The organism is Hoeflea sp. (assembly GCF_039975035.1).
Lineage (GTDB): Bacteria > Pseudomonadota > Alphaproteobacteria > Rhizobiales > Rhizobiaceae > Hoeflea.
This window is the reverse complement of record NZ_JBDWHW010000234.1, coordinates 1-20,583: the sequence shown is the minus strand read 5'-3', so window position 1 is coordinate 20,583 and position 20,583 is coordinate 1. Positions and strand designations below refer to the sequence as shown.

The 20,583-nt window shown below is 60.7% G+C and carries 13 protein-coding genes; 4 read left to right on the top strand and 9 right to left on the bottom strand.

Annotated elements, in window-relative coordinates:
- The 4 genes from ABJN75_RS20590 to ABJN75_RS20575 all read right to left on the bottom strand — a co-directional run.
- A partial coding sequence (locus ABJN75_RS20590; protein ID WP_348441473.1) for an aldehyde dehydrogenase (NADP(+)) occupies positions 1-1,216 on the bottom strand: 1,216 nt, incomplete at its 3' end.
- A gap of 300 nt (positions 1,217-1,516) precedes the next feature.
- Positions 1,517-2,458 (bottom strand): Gfo/Idh/MocA family oxidoreductase, encoded by a 942-nt coding sequence (locus ABJN75_RS20585; RefSeq protein WP_348441474.1) that lies wholly within the window; start codon positions 2,456-2,458, stop codon positions 1,517-1,519.
- On the bottom strand, positions 2,455-4,197 hold the full coding sequence (araD, locus tag ABJN75_RS20580) for an L-arabinonate dehydratase (protein ID WP_348441472.1): 1,743 nt from the start codon (positions 4,195-4,197) through the stop codon (positions 2,455-2,457). Before araD ends, ABJN75_RS20585 begins: the two co-directional genes overlap by 4 nt.
- A gap of 53 nt (positions 4,198-4,250) precedes the next feature.
- Complete coding sequence (locus ABJN75_RS20575; RefSeq protein WP_348441471.1) at positions 4,251-4,376, bottom strand: hypothetical protein; 126 nt, start codon at positions 4,374-4,376, stop codon at positions 4,251-4,253.
- Between the two features lie 172 nt (positions 4,377-4,548).
- On the opposite strand from ABJN75_RS20575, the gene ABJN75_RS20570 reads away from it, so the two are divergent.
- On the top strand, positions 4,549-5,502 hold the full coding sequence (locus tag ABJN75_RS20570; RefSeq protein ID WP_348441470.1) for a LysR family transcriptional regulator: 954 nt from the start codon (positions 4,549-4,551) through the stop codon (positions 5,500-5,502).
- Between the two features lie 12 nt (positions 5,503-5,514).
- On the opposite strand, the gene pbpC is transcribed toward ABJN75_RS20570, so the two are convergent.
- Both pbpC and ABJN75_RS20560 read right to left on the bottom strand, forming a co-directional pair.
- Positions 5,515-7,626, bottom strand: coding sequence for a penicillin-binding protein 1C (gene pbpC, locus ABJN75_RS20565; RefSeq protein ID WP_348441469.1), 2,112 nt, complete (start codon positions 7,624-7,626; stop codon positions 5,515-5,517).
- Entirely contained in the window at positions 7,623-13,067 is a 5,445-nt protein-coding gene (locus ABJN75_RS20560; protein WP_348441468.1) for an alpha-2-macroglobulin family protein, read from the bottom strand. The genes pbpC and ABJN75_RS20560 overlap by 4 nt, the downstream gene beginning before the upstream one ends.
- Before the next feature lie 362 nt (positions 13,068-13,429).
- On the opposite strand from ABJN75_RS20560, the gene ABJN75_RS20555 reads away from it, so the two are divergent.
- Positions 13,430-13,789, top strand: a complete 360-nt coding sequence (locus ABJN75_RS20555; RefSeq protein ID WP_348441467.1) for a metalloregulator ArsR/SmtB family transcription factor — start codon at positions 13,430-13,432, stop codon at positions 13,787-13,789.
- Between the two features lie 184 nt (positions 13,790-13,973).
- Here the strand turns inward: ABJN75_RS20555 and hemA are convergent, their stop codons facing one another.
- Together hemA and ABJN75_RS20545 are read right to left on the bottom strand one after the other, a co-directional pair.
- Positions 13,974-15,191 (bottom strand): 5-aminolevulinate synthase, encoded by a 1,218-nt coding sequence (gene hemA, locus ABJN75_RS20550; protein ID WP_348441466.1) that lies wholly within the window; start codon positions 15,189-15,191, stop codon positions 13,974-13,976.
- A gap of 202 nt (positions 15,192-15,393) precedes the next feature.
- Positions 15,394-16,815: a glutamine synthetase family protein gene (locus ABJN75_RS20545; protein ID WP_348441465.1), complete on the bottom strand. Its 1,422-nt coding sequence runs from the start codon at positions 16,813-16,815 to the stop codon at positions 15,394-15,396.
- A 206-nt stretch (positions 16,816-17,021) separates the two neighbouring features.
- Between ABJN75_RS20545 and ABJN75_RS20540 the strand changes: the two genes are divergently transcribed.
- Together ABJN75_RS20540 and ABJN75_RS20535 are read left to right on the top strand one after the other, a co-directional pair.
- Positions 17,022-18,413, top strand: coding sequence for an aspartate aminotransferase family protein (locus tag ABJN75_RS20540; protein WP_348441463.1), 1,392 nt, complete (start codon positions 17,022-17,024; stop codon positions 18,411-18,413).
- 102 nt (positions 18,414-18,515) lie between these two features.
- Positions 18,516-19,631: an acyltransferase gene (locus ABJN75_RS20535; RefSeq protein WP_348441462.1), complete on the top strand. Its 1,116-nt coding sequence runs from the start codon at positions 18,516-18,518 to the stop codon at positions 19,629-19,631.
- Positions 19,632-19,713: 82 nt separating this feature from the next.
- Here ABJN75_RS20535 and ABJN75_RS20530 read toward each other — a convergent pair.
- On the bottom strand, positions 19,714-20,583 hold an 870-nt coding region (locus ABJN75_RS20530; RefSeq protein WP_348441461.1), incomplete at its 5' end, for a BMP family ABC transporter substrate-binding protein.

Genomic DNA, 20,583 nt, shown 5'->3' with positions numbered 1-20,583 from the left:
TAGCTTTCATTTCGTCGAAGTCAGCGGCCTCGATGATGATTCCGAGCGGACCAAACACCTCTTCGGCCAGCACACGAGAGTCGCGCCAGTCCTTGCCCGAGACCCGGAACAGATACGGCAGCGCATTGCGTCCTTCACACGAAGCTGCGAGCAACTCTTCCACGCCGGCGGTGGTAGCAACGGTATCGCCTCCGGACCTGTAGGCTGAAGCAATGCCGTCGGTCAGCATGGTTTGCGCATTGACTCCCGCCAGGGCGGCGCTGGCAGCTTCGGCAAAAGCCCGTGCATCGCCGCCCTTCAGCGCGATGACGACGCCCGGATTGGTGCAGAACTGTCCCGCGCCCATGGTCAAGGACGCTGCCCAGCCCTGCGCGATCCCTGTGCCACGGGCGCTCAGGGCATGCGGCATCAGGAACATCGGGTTGATCGACCCGAGCTCGCCGTAGAACGGGATCGGCGTCGGCCGCTTGGCGCACAGGTCAAACAGCGCCCTGCCGGCACCGAGCGATCCGGTAAATCCGACAGCCTGGATCAGCGGATGGGTGACCAACGCTTCGCCGGCTTCGCGGCTGTTGGACTGGACCAGGGAAAACACGCCGGGATGAACACCGCATTTACTGATCGCCGCTTCGATTGCCTGGGCGACGATCTCGGCGGTTCCCGGATGGGCGGGATGGCCCTTGACCACCACCGGACAGCCGGCGGCAAGTGCCGATGCGGTATCGCCACCGGCGGTCGAGAACGCCAGCGGGAAGTTTGAAGCGCCGAACACGCCCACAGGACCCATCGGCCGCTCCACCATCTTGATGTCGGGGCGCGGCAACGGCGCACGATCGGGTAGCGCCACATCGTGGCGGCGGTCAAGATAGGCGCCATCGAGAATATGCGATGCAAACAGACGCAATTGCCCGGTGGTGCGCCCGCGTTCGCCATTCAACCGTGCTTCCGGCAGGCCGGTTTCCGCGGTCCCGGTCGCAGTCAGTGCCTCGCCGCGTGCCTCGATCTCATCGGCGATGGCGTTGAGAAACGCGGCACGCGTTTCAGCGCTTGAATAGCCGTAGCTCCAGAATGCCTCTTCCGCAGCTTGTACGGCCGAATCTATATGGGCGCTGGTACCCTGGGCAAAGTCGGTCGCCGGACCATTCACCGGCTGGGAGCTGAAAGTGCTGTCTCCGTCGATCCAGTTTCCAGCGATCAGGTGCTTTCCGGTCATCATGTCTTGTATTCCCATTTCAAAAATTCAGGTTGCCGGCAAATCCGGGGATCTGCCGGTTTGCCTCATTTCAAGGCAATGACGGCAAGCTGCAACAGGCGGCGCCTTGGTCCGCTCCGCACATCAGCTTGAATTGGTGACGGACGCAATCGCTGGCGATTGCTCCACCCTCCCTGAAAATCACCTTTGCGGCGCGAAGTCCACACCGGCTGTTGTCATGATTGATCAAAGGCAGCGATTTTCCCACTGAGCCAGCCCGGGTCCCCGACGACGGACGGATCTACCAGGAAATCCTCGCAGTGGTCACTCGATAAAGGGCTCGACCGTTACCCGCCTGCCCAGCAGAAATGCATCTGCGACATGCATCAACGGCGACAGGTCCATGTCGATGCCCCCTGCCCGCACCAGTCCAGCCATTTTGGCGTAGAGCCGCGGATACTCGCCGGTAAGTGCGTTCTTTTTGGTAGCGGCGCTTTGTGTCTTGCCGTCAATGGCGAGCGTTGCACCGCCTTCGCACAGCACCAGGTTGCCTTGATCGGTTTCGATCGCAATGTTCCAGAACTGGTCGCCTTCCTTGCGGAAATCGAATTCAGCGCTGACCTCGGCGCCATGGGGATGCGCAAAGGTCATGGTGGCGGCGATCGGCGTTTCGCAGTTCTCGGGAATGAACAGTTCAGACGTCGTCAGATGAACCGGGTCGGACAGGATTTCGGTGAGGATGGACAGCGCGTTGATGCCCGGATCGAAGACGCCGAGACCGCCGGCCTTCCAGATCCATGTCTGGCCCGGATGCCATTTGCGCACGTCCTCCTTCCAGGTCACCACCAGACGGCGCAGCGCCTTGCCCACGAGCCAGGCTTTTGCGGCAGAAACCATCGCTGCTTCCCGGGAATGCCACGTGGCATAGACCGAGACGCCGGCTTTGCGCGCCATTGATTCGAGCGTCCGGCATTCGGACAGCGTTGCGCCAGGCGGCTTTTCCAGCATTACATGGCGTCCGGCCTGAATGGCGGCCTTCGCGTACTCAAACCGGGGAACCGGCGGCATGCACAGGGAGACGACGCCAATATCGGGCCGGGCCTCCAGCATGGCGGCGAGATCAACATAAGCCTCAACACCATCGTGCGTCGCGTGCCGCGATACCGTTGCCGCAAGGTCCCAGTCTACAGCCGCAGCGATCGCCGGAATATGCTGATCGCGGGCGATTTTTCCGATCCCGGCAAGCGCTATCTTCAATCGCATCAGTGCGAATCCTTCCCGACCGGCGCACCGCGGCACCCGACCAGAAAGTCGAGATCGGCACCGGTATCCGCACCCTGGGTGTGGGCGTGGTGCAGCCAGGCATAGCCTGACGCCGGCTTTTCGATGGTCGGTGTCCACTCGTTCAGTCGCGCCGCCAGTTCCTCGTCGGAAATGTCGAGCCGGATGCTGCGGGCGACGACATCGAGTTCGATGAAATCACCGTTGCGGACAACGGCCAAAGGCCCGCCGTCCGCGGCTTCCGGCGCCGTGTGCAGCACCACAGTGCCATAAGCGGTGCCCGACATGCGGGCGTCGGAAATCCGGACCATGTCGGTAATGCCCTTTTTCAGAACCTTTGGCGGCAGCCCCATGTTGCCGACCTCGGCCATGCCGGGATAGCCTTTGGGGCCACAATTCTTGAGCACCATCACGCAGGTCTCGTCGATGTCGAGCGCATCGTCATTGATCTTGGCCTTGTAGTCGTCGATGTCCTCGAACACGACCGCACGGCCACGATGCTTCAGGAAATGCCCGGACGCCGCCGAGGGCTTGATCACCGCGCCCTTGGGCGCAAGGTTGCCGCGCAGAACCGCGATTCCGCCCTGCGCCGTCAGTGCTTTTTCAACCGGCAGGATGACGTCTTCATTGTGATTGACCACGTCCTTGACCTGGTCCCACATCGTCTCGCCTGAGACCGTCAGCGCATCCTTGTGCAGCAGCCCTGCCTCACCCAACCGCTTGATGACGACCGGAAGACCGCCCGCATAGAAAAACTCTTCCATGAGATATTTGCCCGACGGCATCAGATTGACGATGGTCGCGACATCGCGGCCGCAGCGGTCCCAGTCATCCAGCGTCAGGTCGACGCCGACACGACCGGCCATTGCGAGCAGATGGATGACGGCATTGGTCGAGCCGCCGATTGCACCATTGGTGCGGATGGCATTCTCGAAGGCCGGCTTGGTCATGACGTCGGACGGTTTGAGATCGTCCTTTACCATTTGCACGATACGGCGGCCCGACATTTGCGCCATCACGCGGCGGCGGCTGTCGACCGCCGGAATCGCAGCATTGCCGGACAAGGCCATGCCCAGGGCTTCGGCCATCGACGCCATGGTGGAAGCCGTGCCCATGGTGTTGCACGATCCCGCCGAGCGCGACATCGAGGCTTCGGCTTCGAGGAAGTCCTCCGCCGTCATCTCACCGGCCTTGACCGCTTCGGAGAATTTCCACAGATGGGTGCCTGATCCGACGCGTTCGCCACGGAAATAGCCGTTCAACATCGGTCCGCCGGTCACCACGATCGAAGGCAAATCGGTCGAGGCTGCTCCCATCAGCAGGCTCGGCGTGGTCTTGTCACAACCGACCATGAGCACGCATCCATCCATCGGTTGACCGCGAATGGCCTCTTCGACCGCCAGCGCGGCGAGATTTCTAAACATCATCGCTGTCGGACGGAATGTGGCTTCGGAAGCTGAAAACACCGGCACTTCCACGGGAAAACCGCCGGCTTCATAGACGCCGTTTTTCACGCGTTCGGCCAGATCACGCAGGTGAGCGTTGCACGGCGTGAGTTCCGACCACGTGTTGAGAATGCCGATCACCGGACGGCCGTCAAACATGTCGTGGGGGAAGCCCTGGTTCTTCATCCATCCGCGATGGTAGATCTGGTCGCGGCCGGTTCCGCCAAACCATTCCTGAGAGCGCAGTTTCCGTGGCCATTTTGCTGGTGTAAAGGTCATTTTAACTCCAAAGCCTTTCCGGTGGTCGAAGACAGTCAGCTTTCCTTTATGGATCAGCTCTGCTTGTTCTTGTTGTTTACATCGAAAATCATTGCCGCAAGCAACACCAGTCGCTTGATGAACGCGCAGACAAATACCGCGGCGATGACGTCAAGCCGGAAGATCCGGCTTTGCCTCATACAAGTTTCCCATCAAGTTCTCCCGATACGACGCCAGGCAAACGCGCGCGCCTCGGCGGTTGTATCTACCGGCATTGGAATCCCGATGGACCCGGCGCAAGTTAAGAGGTACCTGGCATGATTTTCAAATGAATAAATTGACAATCTCCATAACATTTTTGATAACTCAAAGATGAAAAAGGCCTCGCGTGAACTTCAAATCAAGGATTTCAGGCTCATCGACGCGATCCATGAGACCGGTCAATTGGCGCTGGCGGCAGAGCAGCTTTCGATATCGCAGCCGGCCGCGTCGCGCATGCTAGCCGGTATCGAGCGCGTGGTCGGCGGCACTGTGTTTGACCGTCATCCCAAGGGCATGACACCCACCAATGTCGGCCTGACCCTGATCCGCAACGGATCCAATCTCCTGAACGGCCTCGATCAGACGCTGATGGAAATCCGCTCGCTGAGCGAAGGTCTCGCCGGGACCGCCCGGGTCGGCTCCATTACCGATGGCGCCGTGGCATTCGTGGTGCCGGCGATCCAGCAACTGAAGAAGACCGCCACGGGCGCGGACATTCATGTCGATGTGGCGCCGAGCGATCAGCTCGTCGAGGGCCTGTTCCGGGGCGAGTATGATTTCGTTCTCTCGCGGATTCCGCCGGGCTATGATAAACACAACTTGGATGTGCGGCGCGGCCGGCACGAGGATATCTGTTTCCTGATGCGCGCCGGACATCCGCTGGCGCATCAGGTTTCGGCGTCCCTTGCAAGTCTCGCCAGCTTCGAATGGATTACCCAGGCCCCGCACACGCCGCTGCGGCAGGCGGTCGAGGGCGTGTTCGCATCTTCCGGCGTGGCCTTGCCGAGAGACATCGTCAACACGACCTCGATGCTGATGATGATTGCCTATCTGGCGTCCTCGGATGCGATTGCGCCGATCCCGCGCCAGGTCGCCGCACTTCTGGCGTCGGACAACCATTCTGCTGAACTGGTCGCCGTGAATCCGGACGAGAAGATCACAGTCAGCCCCTATTTCCTGGTCTCACACAAGGCCACGACCATCAGTGCGATCGCTATACGTCTGCGCGAACTGATTTTCTCCGCGATGAACCACCCCGGTGGGCTGACAAGCGGCACGCCGTAAAATCGGAAATTGTCAGTTCGTGTCGATAAACACACTCACGCTGGCGGCTCGCCCCTCGGCATCCATGACGGTCAGGGTTGATGCCCCCGCGCTGTCCGGGTTCCAGTTCAACACCCGTCGCCGCGTTGGCTTCGGCATGGGCAGGCCGTTTGCTATCAGCCGGTAGGGCGCGACCCCTCCCTGCAATTTGATCACCAGCGGCATCATCCGGCCTGAACCGCCCGATCCGAGCGCGACGCGTGCGCCCTGCGGCGGGTAAACGATGCGCGGCGGCAGCGCTCCTCCTGCTGAGGCCGTCGCCGTCTCGTCACCGGCTTTGTATTTTCTGAGTGCAAACGGCAGTTCGCCACGGGAGGGTTCGATCAAGCCATAGGGTGCGGGCGGGAAATCAACCCGGTCGAGACCGGTGCGGACGAAGGCCTCGAACAGCAAAGGCGCGGCGGTGGCAATCCCCGACAATCCGGGGACAGGCGACGCATCAGGTCGACCGACCCAGACGCCAAGCACATAGCGGCCGTCAAAGCCGATGGCCCAGGCGTCACGGTATCCGTAGGATGTCCCGGTCTTGTAGGCGATGGGAATTCGCGGCGCGCCTTGCGGCGCCTCCACGCCTGACAGGATGTCGGCAACACGCCAACCCGCTTGCGCCTGGATCACCGGATGCTCGAAGTGCGACACCGGCTCGATTTCCGTGCCGTCACCGAGTTGGAGCGCGACACCATCGTTGACGAACGCTGTGTAGAGTTGCACCAGATCACGGAGGCTCACGCCTGCACCGCCGAGGCCTATCGCAAGGCCGGGCGCGCCGCCCGGAGGCAATTGCAGTTTGATACCGCCACGCCTCAGCCGCGCCAGCAATCGTTGCGGACCGACAGCTTCGAGAAGTCGTACTGCGGGCACATTGAGTGAGAATTGCAGCGCCTGGCGGATGCTGATTTCCCCCATATAGTCGAGGTCGAAATTCCGGGGCCGGTAACCGGCAAAATCCGCGGGCGTATCGTCGATCAGTGTTTCGGCGGCGACAATGGCATCCTCGAAGGCAAGGCCATAGATGAACGGCTTGAGTGTCGAGCCCGGCGAGCGCACGGCGCGGGTCATGTCGATGGCGCCCGAACGCGCAGCATCGAGGTGGCCGGGCGACCCAACGGATGCGAGAAGCTCTCCGGTCCGGCCATCCGCCAGCACCATGGCGAGAGACTGTTTGGGCCCAAGCCGCGCGGCGGTCTCGCTGGCCAAGTGTTCAAGGCGGCCTTGAATAGCGCCGTCGACAGTCAACCGGACGGTGTCGGTTTGAGGATGCGTGCGGATCGCCAGGTCGGCCAGGTGAGCGGCAAGATCCGGCATCCCCAGACGGCGAGACGGAACCGCGGCAGCCGATGCCCGGGCGATCTCGCTCGCCGGAATCAACCCCGCATCCCGCATCCTGCCGAGCACCCGGTCGCGGGCCATCCGCGCCTCGTCATGCCTTCGGTCCGGACGCCGGGATTCCGGCGATTGCGGCAATGCCACCAGAAGAGCCGCCTGCGACAGGGAGAGCTTTTTCGGCTCCCGGCCGAACCAGGCCAGACTTGCCGCCCGCACCCCTTCCAGATTGCCGCCATAGGGTGCGAGCGTCAGATAGAGCGAGAGGATTTGATCCTTGCTCAACCGCCGCTCCAGTTGCAGCGCACGCGCCATCTGACGAAGCTTGCTGGTCAGGGAGCGCTGTGATCTCGGCTCGATCAACCGCGCCAGTTGCATGCTGATCGTCGACCCGCCGGAGACGATCCGGCCGCCATTGCTGACAAACTGAAATGCAGCGCGCACCAGCGCCACCGGATCAACGCCATGGTGGCTGCGAAACCGCCGGTCCTCATAGGCCAGAAGCATCTTGATGTAATCGGGATCGACCTCATCAAGCCTGACCGGCAGACGCCAGACGCCATTGGATGCAGTGTAGGCCCTGAGCAGGCGCCCATCACGATCGAGCACCTCTCGCGACATCTGTGAGGCGGCTTCAAGCGGCGGCGGGAAAGCCTTGTCGGCGCGGTCCAAGGCAAAAAGCCCAAAACCGATCACCACCACACAGAGCGCTCCGCCGAGTGCGACCGGATGTAACAATCCCCTGTCGCGCAGCGGGTTCATGGTCTGCCAAGCACCTCAAGCACTCCTGCCGCGGTGCGCGCGGCAAGTTCCGGCCGATACATGTCCTCGACCACTGCCGCCGGATGCGCATAGATCCCTGGCGTCACCGCGCGCACCACGTAAGCGGCAACAAAATCGCGGTTCGAAGACCCTGATCTGTCAAATGCGGCCATGAACCGGTCGGCGCGGAATTCGGCATGACTGGCGGAAGTCTCCCCAAGCCAGGCGAAATTGCTCAGCTCCGCGCTGCCGACAAGGTGCGGATTGTCGATGACAAATCCCGCCGGCAACAGATCGGTAACGACCACGCGTGAGGTCCAGGCATTGGATTCGCGCATCTGCAAGACCACGACAAAGCGTTGATTCTGGCTGACCGACGAGATTGACGCCGGCTGGCCGTCCAGCGTGAAATAGCTGCGGTTGATCGAAAATCCAGTTCCTCCGGCACTTAACGGCTGCGAAGGCGCTGCGATCGTTGTCACCACCGCATCGACGGGATCGGTTCCCTGATTGACGATGGTCAACGGGTTGGCGCCGATCTCTTCGCCACTCAGCCGCGTCTCGTAGGCTCCGGCGAATGCCTGTCCATTGACATTGACCGAAATCGACCGGTTACCGGCGGTGATCGCCCGCGCCGCCAGCACCATCCAAGCGTCTTCCTGGGTGCTGGTGGATTTCCGCGCGGTCTTGGCCTGGCTGACAAAACGGATCAGCTCCGGCACGATACCCGGCGTGGGGGTTGATTCCGCAGCCAGGGCCAGCATCGCCGCGCCATCGCGCAGGCTCGATCCATAATCATCGCGCCCGTCAATCAGCATGGCAGTGGAGCGAGCGTGGGCAAAGGCCGAGCGGAAGCTTTCTTCAGCCCGCTGCGGATCACCATAAAGCGAGAGCGCGGCACCTATCTGGGCCCGTGCCAGGGGGTGTGCGAAAGCTTCGATCTGGCTGTCGGAATAATACCGAAGATCGGTTGCCGCGGCCTTGCGGTTGCGCGCCAGCACATAGAGCGCATAGGCAATGCTGCTGCCTTGCGCACTCACATCGGTGGTGTAGGCGAGTGTATTGTGAAGGTTGTCGAGCGCCAGGCGGCTGGCAACCGGCGGAACCGAAAAGCCCTTTTCGGCAGCCCTGGTCAGGAAGTCGGTGACATAGGCATCGAGCCAGAGATCGCCCGATCCCGGTCCCCACAGGCCAAAACTTCCCGACGACGACTGATAGGCCACAAGCCTTGTGATTGCGGCTTCGATCCGCTCCCGGATCGTAGCGGCGTCGTCTCCACCAAAAGTGTCGCCAAGATCGCTCAGGTACAGCAGCGGCAGCGCCCGGCTGGTGGTTTGCTCGGCGCAACCATAGGGATAACGGTCAAGCGCCATCAACAGCGAGGCCACATCGAAGGCCGCGTTGCGGGTGACGCCAACCGTGACGGAGGCGCCGTCGAGCTGGCTGTCAGCCAGCAGTTCGCCGTCAATCCGCAAGGTCCCGCCGCCGCCAGCAAGGCTTATCACCCGCTTTATGGTGACCGGCATGGCCGATGGCCGGACGGTGATGAGTTCCTGGCGTTCGAGCGCCAGCCCGTCCGGTCCGTTGAGCGCAATGGTGAGAGTGTCCGACCCGGTTTGAAGCCCCTCAAGCGGCATCACCAGACTGCCGCGATCACCCGCGCCAAGCTCGATGCTTTGCCGCATTCCGTCGCCGGTTTTCACACGGCCGGAGGCTGTCAACAGCTCCACGCCATAGTTGCCGGCGGGTCCGTCGGTGTTGGCCAGTTCGACCAGCACCTGGGAGCGGTCTCCCGGCGCAAGAAATTGCGGCAGGGAGGCGGTGATGACCACCGGATCGCGAACGATCACATCGCTGGTTGCGTGTCCGAGGCCGCGGCTGCTCCAGGCGACCGCGTTGACGCGGACGGTTCCATTGAACTGCGGCATGTCGAATGTAACGCTGGCCTTTCCATCCGCATCGACCTGAACCGGGCCTTCGAAAAAGGCAACCAGCTTCTCGCGTGGCGGACTGCCTTGCGAGCGCATCATCGGCCCGTCGCCGCCCGAGCGGATGCGCCCGGTGACGCCGGCCGAGCCATCGATCAAGCGGCCATAGAGGTCGCGGATTTCAAACCCGAGCGCGCGCTGACCAAAATACCAGGATTCTGGATCAGCAACGGTGTGCCGGGTCAGATTGAGAATGCCGACGTCGACCGCCGATACGGTGACAAAGGCGCTCTCGCCCGGTGTCAGTCCGGCAAGCGTCACAGGAACCGTGAACGCGCCGCGCGGCTTGACCTGCTCCGGCAGATCGAGATTGACGGACAACTGCCGTGCTTCCGGATCGACAGAAAGCCATTTGACGCCGATAGCACGCACCGGCATGCGCGATTGTTCATCGCCGGGCCGGTAGAGCGTGGCGGTGACATAGGCGCCCGGCCCCCATGCCTCCGTGACCGGCAATTCAATCGTGGCGCCCTCATCGCCGACAGATGCGGTCGCAGTCGCGATCAGCCGTTCCGAACCGACCGTGATCAGCGCCTGGCCCGCGAAGCGCGGTGAAATCCGCAACTGGGCGGTCTCCCCCACCTTGTAGCGGTCCTTGTCGAACGCGATCTCGAGCCCGTCAGGAGTTTCGATCGACTTTGCCTCGACATGCCAGCCTGTATCGAACAGCACGCTGGTTTCCGCGCCATCGGCGCCGATGACATCAAGCCGGTAGCGGCCCCAGTCCACATTGGCGGCAACATTCGAAGGTTCGTCAGCGCTTACATCTATTTGGCCATCAGCAATTTCAGTCGTGAAATCAACGACCTCATAGTTCCAGGAATTGCCCTGCCGGTACCATTGATAATTCCGCTCGATGCGGATCAGCGACCACGTTGTCCCAGGCATGGCAATCCGTCCGCCGTCGGCGTCAATGGCGATGATCCGGAAGCCGGCTTCGCTGTTCTCGGACACCTGCCCGTCCTCGAAATCCGGATTGATGCCGATGTGCGGACCGTCGGCCGCAACCTTCATCTCGACTGCGCGTTCAACCGCACGTCCGCCGCCTTCCGATGCGCGAATGGTGACATCGGCCTTGAGGAATTGCGTCGTGACGGGCAAGGCGCCGAGGTGAACCTCCACGGTGCCCTCGCCTGTCTCATCAAGCGCTGACAAATTGTCGAGCGGAATCCGCGCATTCTCGAACTCTTCGTCAGCAAGACCAAACTCGTAGCCCGGATAGGCATCAAGCGTGCGGCTGCGGCTGAGCAGGATCTCGCCCTCGGTCACCAGTCCGCCAGCGGGCGCGCCATAGAGGTACCGGCCTGTGACAACAATTTCCGCCGGCCGGTCTTGGCTCACCACGGCATCACCTGCGTTAAGCTCGATCTCGATCCGGTCAGGCTGGAAGTCCTCGACCAGGAATGAAACCTCGGCAATTGCCGGACGCTTGGGATCGGTATGCAGACTGGCGCGCCAGGCGCCCTGCATGGCATTGCCGGGAAGATCAAACGCCAGCGCATGGCCGCCCAGATCCTCGCCGCTCGAGACCACGCGCCGATCTTCCACCCCGTCGGGGCGTTGCAGAATGATGGTCAGCGGCAGGCCGCTCAGGGCTTCCGACTTTCCGTCCCGGGCAAGGGCTGCGAGATGGACGGTCTCGCCGGCGCGGTAGATACCCCGTTCGGTCCAGGCCATGACGTCGACGCCGCCCGGAGACGGCCGGCCGGCAACACCGCGGTCCGAAAGATCAAAACCGCCGGAGGTGAGATCGAGAAAGACAAAATCGCCGTCCGGCCCCTTGGCCAGCAACGCTGCCGGCGCGAGGCCGGATTGGCCGCGAATGAGGCCCGGCTGGAATGTGGCGCGGCCGTCGGCATCGCTCACCGCTTGGCCGAGCACCTCGTTGTTGCGCGCCAGCAGTGTCAGCGAGACCGAGCCGACCGGCTCGGCCGTCTCCAGCGAGCGCAAAAACACCGACAGCCCGTCCTCACCGGCAAAGGTTGTCAGCCCGATATCGGAAATGACAAACCATTGCGTGGCCCGCGCATCCCAGCTTTCGGACTTGTCGCCAAACGGCACAGCGCTAAGCACATACACGCCGGGCTGGCGTTCGGGCAGCAACGTGTCGACCGGTATGCTGGTGATGACTTCACGATTGGGTTCATTGGCAATATCGATCGCGCCTTCCCAGACCGGCGCGCCGACATCGCGCGCGATCGTTTCAAGCGAATAGCTGTCGAGTTGACGCAGGAAATCCGACCCGGTGATGATCCGCGACAGCGCCCGGTCCCCAACCCGGAAGAGTTTCAGGTCCGCCGACGGCGCATTGATGCTGATCAGCGGAATGCCGAGCCGCGATTTGGCGGGCAACACGAAACTGGATCCGGTAAACCGTGCTGCCGGCGCGCGATCGCGCACGTAAAGCGACAGTTCCACCGGCGCTTCAAGCGCCTCATCGACAGCCGAGGGAAGACCCTGACGCAGAACCAGACGATAGCGCTGGCCGTGCCGGAGTCCATTGACGCAGATCTGCCGCGCATCGGTTTCGATAGCTATGTCATTGGCGCCGTCGATGCTGACGAAGCCGGAGTAATCCTGACCTTTGACGAGATTTTCGGAGAATTGAACGCAAATGCGCGGAGTTTCGCTGTCAGCGTCGATCGTGTTGTCCACCACCCGAAAACCGCGCGTGGCCCGCAATGCGTCGTAAGCCGCGCGCAGCGCAGGCACTTCGGCGATCTTGAGACTTGCCCGGTAAGCCGACAGCGCCGGACGCCAGTTTTGTGCGCGCTCCAGCGCTTCACCCATGACGGCAAGCGATTTGGCACGTTCGGAGGCTGTCCGCGATGTTTGATAGGCATTGATCGACGCAGAAATCGCCACCGAGCGCAGGCTCCTGAGCAATTTTGCGTCCTGGGCCGGATAGGCCAATGCTCCGCGGGACAGTTCGGTCCATAACGGGCTTCGCGCCGGGGCCGAGGCTATCGCCATGGCGTAAAAGCGGACCAGGCCTTCCATATCGCCCTGTGCGCCAGCCGATTTCGCAAGCTGGATGTACTGGTCAGCACTCCCGCCGGCGGTGCGCGCAACCGTCCGCTCCCGGTAGGCGCGGGCTTCATCGAGGAGTGATGCAGGAACAAACGTCAGATCCGGCGCGGCGCCGAGATCGGGCTCACCGCCGCTGACCACCCGGCCCGCAACAGCGCCGACAAAGGGATTGATGGTGTTGTAGTCGGATTTGAGAAAGCACCATCCGGCTTTGACGTTGTAGGTAAACGCCTTGCATTGCTGGTCATCGAGACAGGCGGTCTCGCATTGATCAAGCCCGATATCCCGCACCGTGCGCAGATCGAATCCGAAGTAATCCGCGTTTTCGGTTGTCTCGATGCGGCGCGATCCATCCTGGGCGATCGCCGGCATCGACATGACAAGGACACCAATGAGTAACAAAATGCGATGCAGTGCAGACATGGTATCTCCCGTGCCCGAAATCAGCCGGGCAATTGCCGATAATCCACTTTCCCAATCATCGCGCTGACTGCGGGATGATCCCATAAAACGGATTTCACCTGCAGAGTAGGACCGGAGTACGGTCGGGAGCAAGGGTTTTTCAGCCTGATCAAGGCGACTGCCGGAGCTATGGGCGTACCCGATGAACGGATACAGAAGCTTGCAAAACGCAACGCAAGTCAGCTAGGTTTCGGTTGTCGATGTCGCCTGAGTCCGCGTTCAACGCCGCCATCTGCAGGTGACTTTCAAAAGGGCGCCGATGATGCCCTTTTCGAGACCATCCAAACACCCTATAACGAATTTCATTCATCGGGCGAACCAAAATGACATTACCTCAGATCAAAACCGATATGGATCGGGATGAGTTCAACGTGCTCTTGGATCAGGCTCGCAAGGCCAGTGACCTGCTGAAATCGCTGAGCCACGAGACGCGGTTGATGATACTTTGCATTTTGTCTGAAGGCGAAAAATCTGTCTCCGAACTTGAGGAAATCCTCGCCATGCCTCAGGCCGCGGTGTCCCAGCAACTGGCGCGTCTGCGTCTGGACGGGTTGGTTGACACCAGACGGGAGGGACGAATGATCTACTATTCGATCGTCAATCACGAAGTCTCGTCGGTGATCGGAACGCTTTACACGCTGTTTTGCGCGCCGGTTCGCGAGGAGGCCGACCAGGCAGGCTGAGCAGGCTCCCTGCTCCACAGCCAACCAACCCGGATCCCACATCGTAAAAAAGCCGGCCAAGGAATGCCTGACCGGCTGTGCTTGTGATTTACCCGAAGATCGGGATCTTGAGGATGTTACATCGACCTTTGAAATGATGCATATACGTTATCGTTCAAACGAGTACGTTTGAACGCGCCATGCACTATGCCACCGCGCGAGCCAAAGCGCACTGCGACCACAATTCGCTCAACGCACCAGCCAGATGCGCGATATCTCCATCCGTATGCATCGGTGTCGGCGTGATCCGAAGACGCTCGGTCTTGACCGGAACCGTCGGGTAATTGATCGGCTGCACATAGATGCCATGGTTATCCATCAGCACATCGGAGATCCATTTGCATTTCGAGGCATTGCCGACCATCACCGGCACGATGTGACTGGGATTGGGCATATGCGGAATGCCATGGGAATCTAGCGCCCTGCGTACCTTGGCGACCGCATCCTGATGGCGACGGCGTTCAAGCTGACTTGCCTTGAGATGGCGGATCGATGCGGCGGCGGCGGCGGCAAGCGATGGCGGCAGGGCTGTTGTAAAGATGAAGCCGGAGGCAAAGCTGCGGACAAAATCACACAGCGCGCGGGTTCCGGTGATATAGCCACCCATCACGCCAAATGCCTTGCCCAGCGTACCTTCGATCACTGTCAGGCGATCCATGATGCCTTCGCGTTCGGCAATGCCGCCACCGCGCGGACCATACATCCCGACGGCGTGAACTTCATCGAGATAGGTCATCGCGCCAAATTCGTCGGCCACATCGCAAAGAGCTGCGATCGGGGCGATATCACCGTCCATGGAATAAACACTTTCGAACGCCACCATTTTGGGGGCCTCCGGATCATCCAGAGCCATCAAACGGCGCAGATCCTCGGGATCATTGTGCTTGAACACACGCTTTTCGCAGCGCGAGTGGCGAATGCCCTCGATCATCGAGGCATGATTGAGCGCATCGGAATAGACGATAAGACCGGGGATCTTGCCGGCCAGGGTTCCAAGCGCTGCCCAGTTGGAGACATAGCCTGAGGTAAAAATCAGCGCATCTTCCTTGCCATGCAGATCGGCAAGCTCGCGTTCCAGCAGCACATGATAGTGATTCGTCCCGGAAATATTGCGGGTACCGCCGGCGCCCGCGCCGCAGCGGTCAATGGCTTCCTTCATGGCGCTGGTGACAAGCGGGTTCTGGCCCATGCCCAGATAGTCATTGGAACACCAGACCGTCACGTCCTGCGTTGAACCGTCTGCGCGATACCGGGTTGCCCGGGGGAATCCGCCGGCATGGCGCTCGATTTCAGCAAAAACCCGGTAATTTCCGGCTTCATGCAGACCACCCAGCTTGTCCTCGAAGAACGCTTCAAAATCCATTGTATTCTTCCTATGTGTCTCCAACAAGATGCGAAACATTGCCGCTCCCGTCAACCCGGAAATCAGATCCGCCAAGTCTGGCATATGGTCGCACGGCGTAGAACGGTCAGTCTTTGTCCTATGTCAATTCGCACCCGGGCTTATCAGAACTGATTGAACCGAAGGAACCATTAATTCCGCTGACCTCCCGCCGGATCCCTGTTCAGAGATAGGTCGAGCGTTCCAGCGGGGTGATTTCGTTGTCGAATGCCTTGAGTTCCTCGCGCTTGATTTCCGCGAATATCTTGCGCAATTCCGGTCCGAACAGGCGGCGGATGAAATCGGACCGTTCGAAATCCTCGATAGCGTCATCCATGTCGTCGGACAGTTGCGGCAGCGGCACGTTATAGGCGTTGCCCTCCACTGCCGGCGGCGGCATTTTTGCGTTCTCGATGCCTTCGAGCATTCCGCCAAGCACGCCGGCCAGAACGAAATACGGATTGGCGTCGGCGCCAGACATACGATGTTCAAGGCGCCGCGCCTTGTCATCGGAAGCTGGAACCCGCACCACCACCGACCGGTTGTTGCGCCCCCAGGCAATGCGGGTCGGCGCATAGGAACCGGGCTGCAAGCGGCGATAGCCGTTGAATCCGGGAATATAGAGCAGCAACGTATCCCGCAGTGTTTCCAGAAGGCCGGCCGCGGCATGCTGAAGCCGTACATCTCCCGCTTCGCCGGCGAAAATGTTGGTTCCATCCATATCGAGAATACTGGCGTGGACATGCATGCCGTTGCCGGGCCACTCCAGGAACGGCTTGGCCATGAATGTCGCGCGCAGCCCATGCTTATGGGCGGATTCGGTGATCAGGCGGCGCAGCAGAACGGTGTCGTCTGCCGCAGCCATCGCATCATCCCGATGCTTCAGGTTAACCTCGAACTGACCCGGCGCGGCTTCCTTGATGATGGTGTCGATCGGCAGACCCTGCGCAACCGCAGCCGCGCGGATCTCGGCGAACAGATCGCTTTGGCCGCGAAGTTCGGACAGCGAGTACATTTGCTGCTGATCCGGCCCCGGTCCCCGATCCTTGCCCATGCGGCCGGACCGCTGAAACACCGCCGGATCGACCAGATAGAACTCCAGCTCAAACGCGGTCACCGGACGAAGGCCCTTTGCGGTGAAGCGATCGACAATGCCTTGCAGAACATTGCGTGGATCGTATTCGCAGGGCTCGCCGGTTTCGGTGTACATCGACATCAGCACCTGAGCCGACGGGCGCGGCGCCCAGGGCGCACGGTTGATTCGACCGGGGATGGCACGGCAATAACCGTCGATATCTCCGGTCTCGATATGAATTCCGGTCGACTCGACCTCCCTGCCCCATATATCGAGCCCGAAGATCGACAACGGCATGTTGATGCCGGGATAACCTGCCTTGGACAGGGCTTCGGTTGGGCCCCATTTGCCGCGCATGACGCCATTGATGTCGGGAATCAGGAAATCGACCGATTCGATATCGGGATTGTCGGCCAGGAACCGCTCTGCCTCGTCGTTGGTGGGAAGGTTCGTCGTCTTGTTTTCCGTGCCGGCGCTCTCGCGCATAGTGTCACCATGCCCCTTCAGGACTTTCAGTTGCATACCCGTCATGCCAGCCTTGTCCGGGAGAACCTGGCTGGCGCTTGAGCACTTGAACCCAATGCATATACATTATTACGCAAACGAATCCATTTGATCGCAAGCGGCATCAGGCGGAACGTGCGGCGCTTGTCCGCACTTAAAAATTGTGCACACACTCAGTTAAAGGTCAAACCGAATTGCCTGCAGCCATGTCAAAACCAATCAGGAATAATTCAATGCGTGTCAATGTGTCTTCTCATGATCTCAAGGTTTCCGATCACAAACACCATCTTCACCCTTTCACCGACCATGGGGCGCTGGGCGTTGACGAGCGGCGGGTGATCTCGCGGGCGGACGGGGTCTGGATCTGGGATACCGATGGCAATCGCATGCTGGATGGTATGGCGGGCCTGTGGTGCGTCAATGTCGGTCACGGCCGGCAGGAGATCGTGGAAGCCGTCCGCGCCCAGATGAGCGAATTGTCCTACTACAACACATTCTTCAAAACCACGCACCCGCCGGTCATCGAACTCTCTGAAATGATTGCCGAACTGGCGCCGGAACACATGAACATGGTGTTTTATGGCGGTTCCGGATCAGATGCCAACGACACCATTTTCCGGCTTGTTCGCTACTACTGGGACCTGATAGGCAAACCGGACAAGAAGATCATCATTTCGCGCCACAATGCCTATCACGGCTCCACCGTCGCTGGCGCATCGTTGGGCGGCATGGGCGGGATGCATCATCAGGGAGACCTGCCGATTCCCGGCATTCACCATATCGCCCAGCCCTACTGGTTCGGCGAAGGCATGCAGACCGGCATGAGCGAGGATGAATTCGGTCTTTGGGCGGCGCGCGAGCTGGAACGCGCCATCGATGAACTCGGTGAAGACAAGATCGGCGCCGTCATCGCCGAACCGATCCAGGGCGCGGGTGGCGTCATTATTCCACCTGCGACATATTGGCCTGAAGTCAGCCGGATCCTGAAAGAACGCGATATTCTGTTTGTCTCGGACGAGGTCATCTGCGGCTTTGGCCGAACCGGCGAATGGTTTGGCGCCAACACCTTCGGCACCACGCCGGACCTGATGGCCATCGCCAAGGGGATGACATCGGGCTATCTGCCGATGGGCGGCGTCATCGTCTCCGACCGTATTGCCGAAGCGCTGCATGAGAAAGGCGGCGAATTCTATCACGGCTACACCTATTCAGGTCACCCGGCCGCCTGTGCCGCAGCCATCGCCAATCTGAAGATCATGAAAAGCGAGAAGCTTGTGGATCGCGTCCGCGATCATATCGGCCCCTATTTCCAGAAGCGCTGGCTTGCGCTTGGCGATCACCCGATGGTCGGAGAAGCCCGGATGATGGGGCTGGTCGGCGCGCTGGAACTGGTTCCCGACAAGAAGGACCTCACCAAACGCTTCGGCGATGTCGGCAAGGTCGGCACAATTGCACGCGACCATTCCTTCTCGAACGGCCTGGTCATGCGCGCTGTGCGTGACAGCCTGATCATATCGCCGCCGCTGGTCATCACCGAAGAGGAAACCGACGAGCTCATCGCCAGCGCCCGAAAGGCGCTCGATGCGGCCTGGGATGATGTCCGCAAGCAGGGACTCACCACCTGATCGCCATCCGCATTAACCCTTACGCTTAAGCTTAACGCCGGGTTATCAGACCCGGCGTTCTGATTCGGGCTATGATCGCGGTCAACTTGAGGGGAGACCGACGTGCGAGATGATCAATTGACGGGCCGGTTGAACCAGAGCAACGATCGCAACGGGTTGTTGGACCTTTTGCGCTTTTGCGCGGCCTTGATGGTGACGGCTTACCACTTTCTTTATCGCGGGGCGCGTGAAGGAGGATACCTCGACTATTCCTTCGGGGCGACCGGGGACGCCCTGACGCTTGGCTATCTGGGCGTCAATCTGTTTTTCATGATCTCCGGATTTGTGATTATCTGGTCGGCTTCCGGGCGCGACTGGTACGGGTTTTCAGTGAGCCGCCTGGCCCGGTTGTATCCGGCGCACCTGGTGGCCATGACCATCACCTTCCTGGTCATGGCGTGGTGGGCGCAACCACCCTTCATCACCGACGTCTCGCAATGGCTGGCAAACCTGACGATGCTGGCGCCGTTGTTCGGCGCATCCTTCATGGATGGAGCATACTGGTCCATCGTCATTGAACTGATTTTCTACGTCTGGGTGATCATCGGCCTGTTTTGTGGAATCCTGCCGCGTCACACCGATATTGCGGTCGCTGTCTGGATGGCGTTCATAGTCACCAACAACATCGTTGTCGGATCACGCCCGGTGGAACTGCTGTTGCTTACCGAGTATGGCGCCTATTTCGCATTTGGCGCGATGGTTTGGCGGATTTCGTCGCTGGGTGCCAGCAATTTGCGGCTTTTTCTGGCTGGCCTGGCGCTGATGATGACCTTCCATGCCACCGAAGTGCAGCGGCTTGACGTCATTGCCCGCTTGGGCGAAGCCTCGACTCCGGCCATGGTTGCCCTGGCCAATGCCGGTATCGTCGCGCTGTTCCTGCTGGCGGCGACGCTCGGCCGCCATGTCAGGGCCGGATCCTGGATGCTGGCGCTTGGCGGCATCAGCTATCCGCTCTACCTGCTGCATCAGAATGCGGGCTACATCCTGATCAACCTCACCGCGCCGGCGATCGGCAAATGGGCTGCGTTCGGGCTTGCCATACTGGTGTCACTGGCGGTGAGCTGGTGGATTTACCGGCATGTGGAACCGGTCGGGCGCAGGATCATCCGCATGCTGTTGTCACCTGCTTCCCGATTCCTGCCGCGCACGGCCACCAGGTACATCGCACCCGCCGAATAGCAGCCCCCGCAGGCAGACAACAAAAAGGGGCGGACAATGAGCCCGCCCCCTTGTTTGATTACGTGTGTGTGCTCAGGCCGGCTTACTGCGGCAGCTTGTCGTCAACGCCTTCGACGTAGAAGTTCATGCCCAGCAGCGTGCCATCGTCAGACACTTCGCCATCCTTGAGCCAGACGGTTCCGTCCTGCTTGTTGATCGGGCCGGTGAAAGGATGGATGGAACCATCCTTGATGCCGGCTTCGGTGGCTTCCGCCATCGCCTTCACATCGTCAGGCACGTTGGTGTAATCCGCCATGGTGAGAATGCCGTCCTTGAGGCCGTCCCAGGAAGATTCGCCACCCTTCCAGGTGCCGTCCATCGCCTTGGCGATCTGCTTCGCGTAGTAAGGGCCCCAGGTGTCTTCGATGGCAGTCAACTGAGCAGTCGGACCGGCTTTGATCTGGTCGAAGGCCTGGCCGAACGCCTTGATGCCGCGTTCTTCGGCAACCTGCATCGGACCGGTGGAATCGGTGTGCTGGGTGATGATGTCGACTCCCTGGTCGATCAGCGCCTTGGCAGCATCGGCTTCCTTGCCGGCGTCAAACCAGCTGTTGACCCAAACCACCTTGAGCTTGAAGTCCGGATTGACCGAACGGGCGCCGGTGAGAAAGCCGTTGATGCCCATCACCACTTCCGGGATCGGGAACGAGGCGATGTAGCCGGCAACACCGGTTTTCGACATCTTGCCGGCGATCTGGCCGATGATGTAGCGGCCTTCATAGAAGCGCGCGTTGTAGGTGGTCACGTTCGGCGCGGTCTTGTAGCCGGTGGCGTGTTCGAATTTCACGTCGGGGAACTTGGCGGCAACCGCCAGAGTCTGGTCCATGAAGCCAAAAGAGGTGGTGAAGATGATGCCGCAGCCGGAACGGGCGAAGCGTTCGATGGCGCGCTCGGCATCCGGACCTTCCGGAAC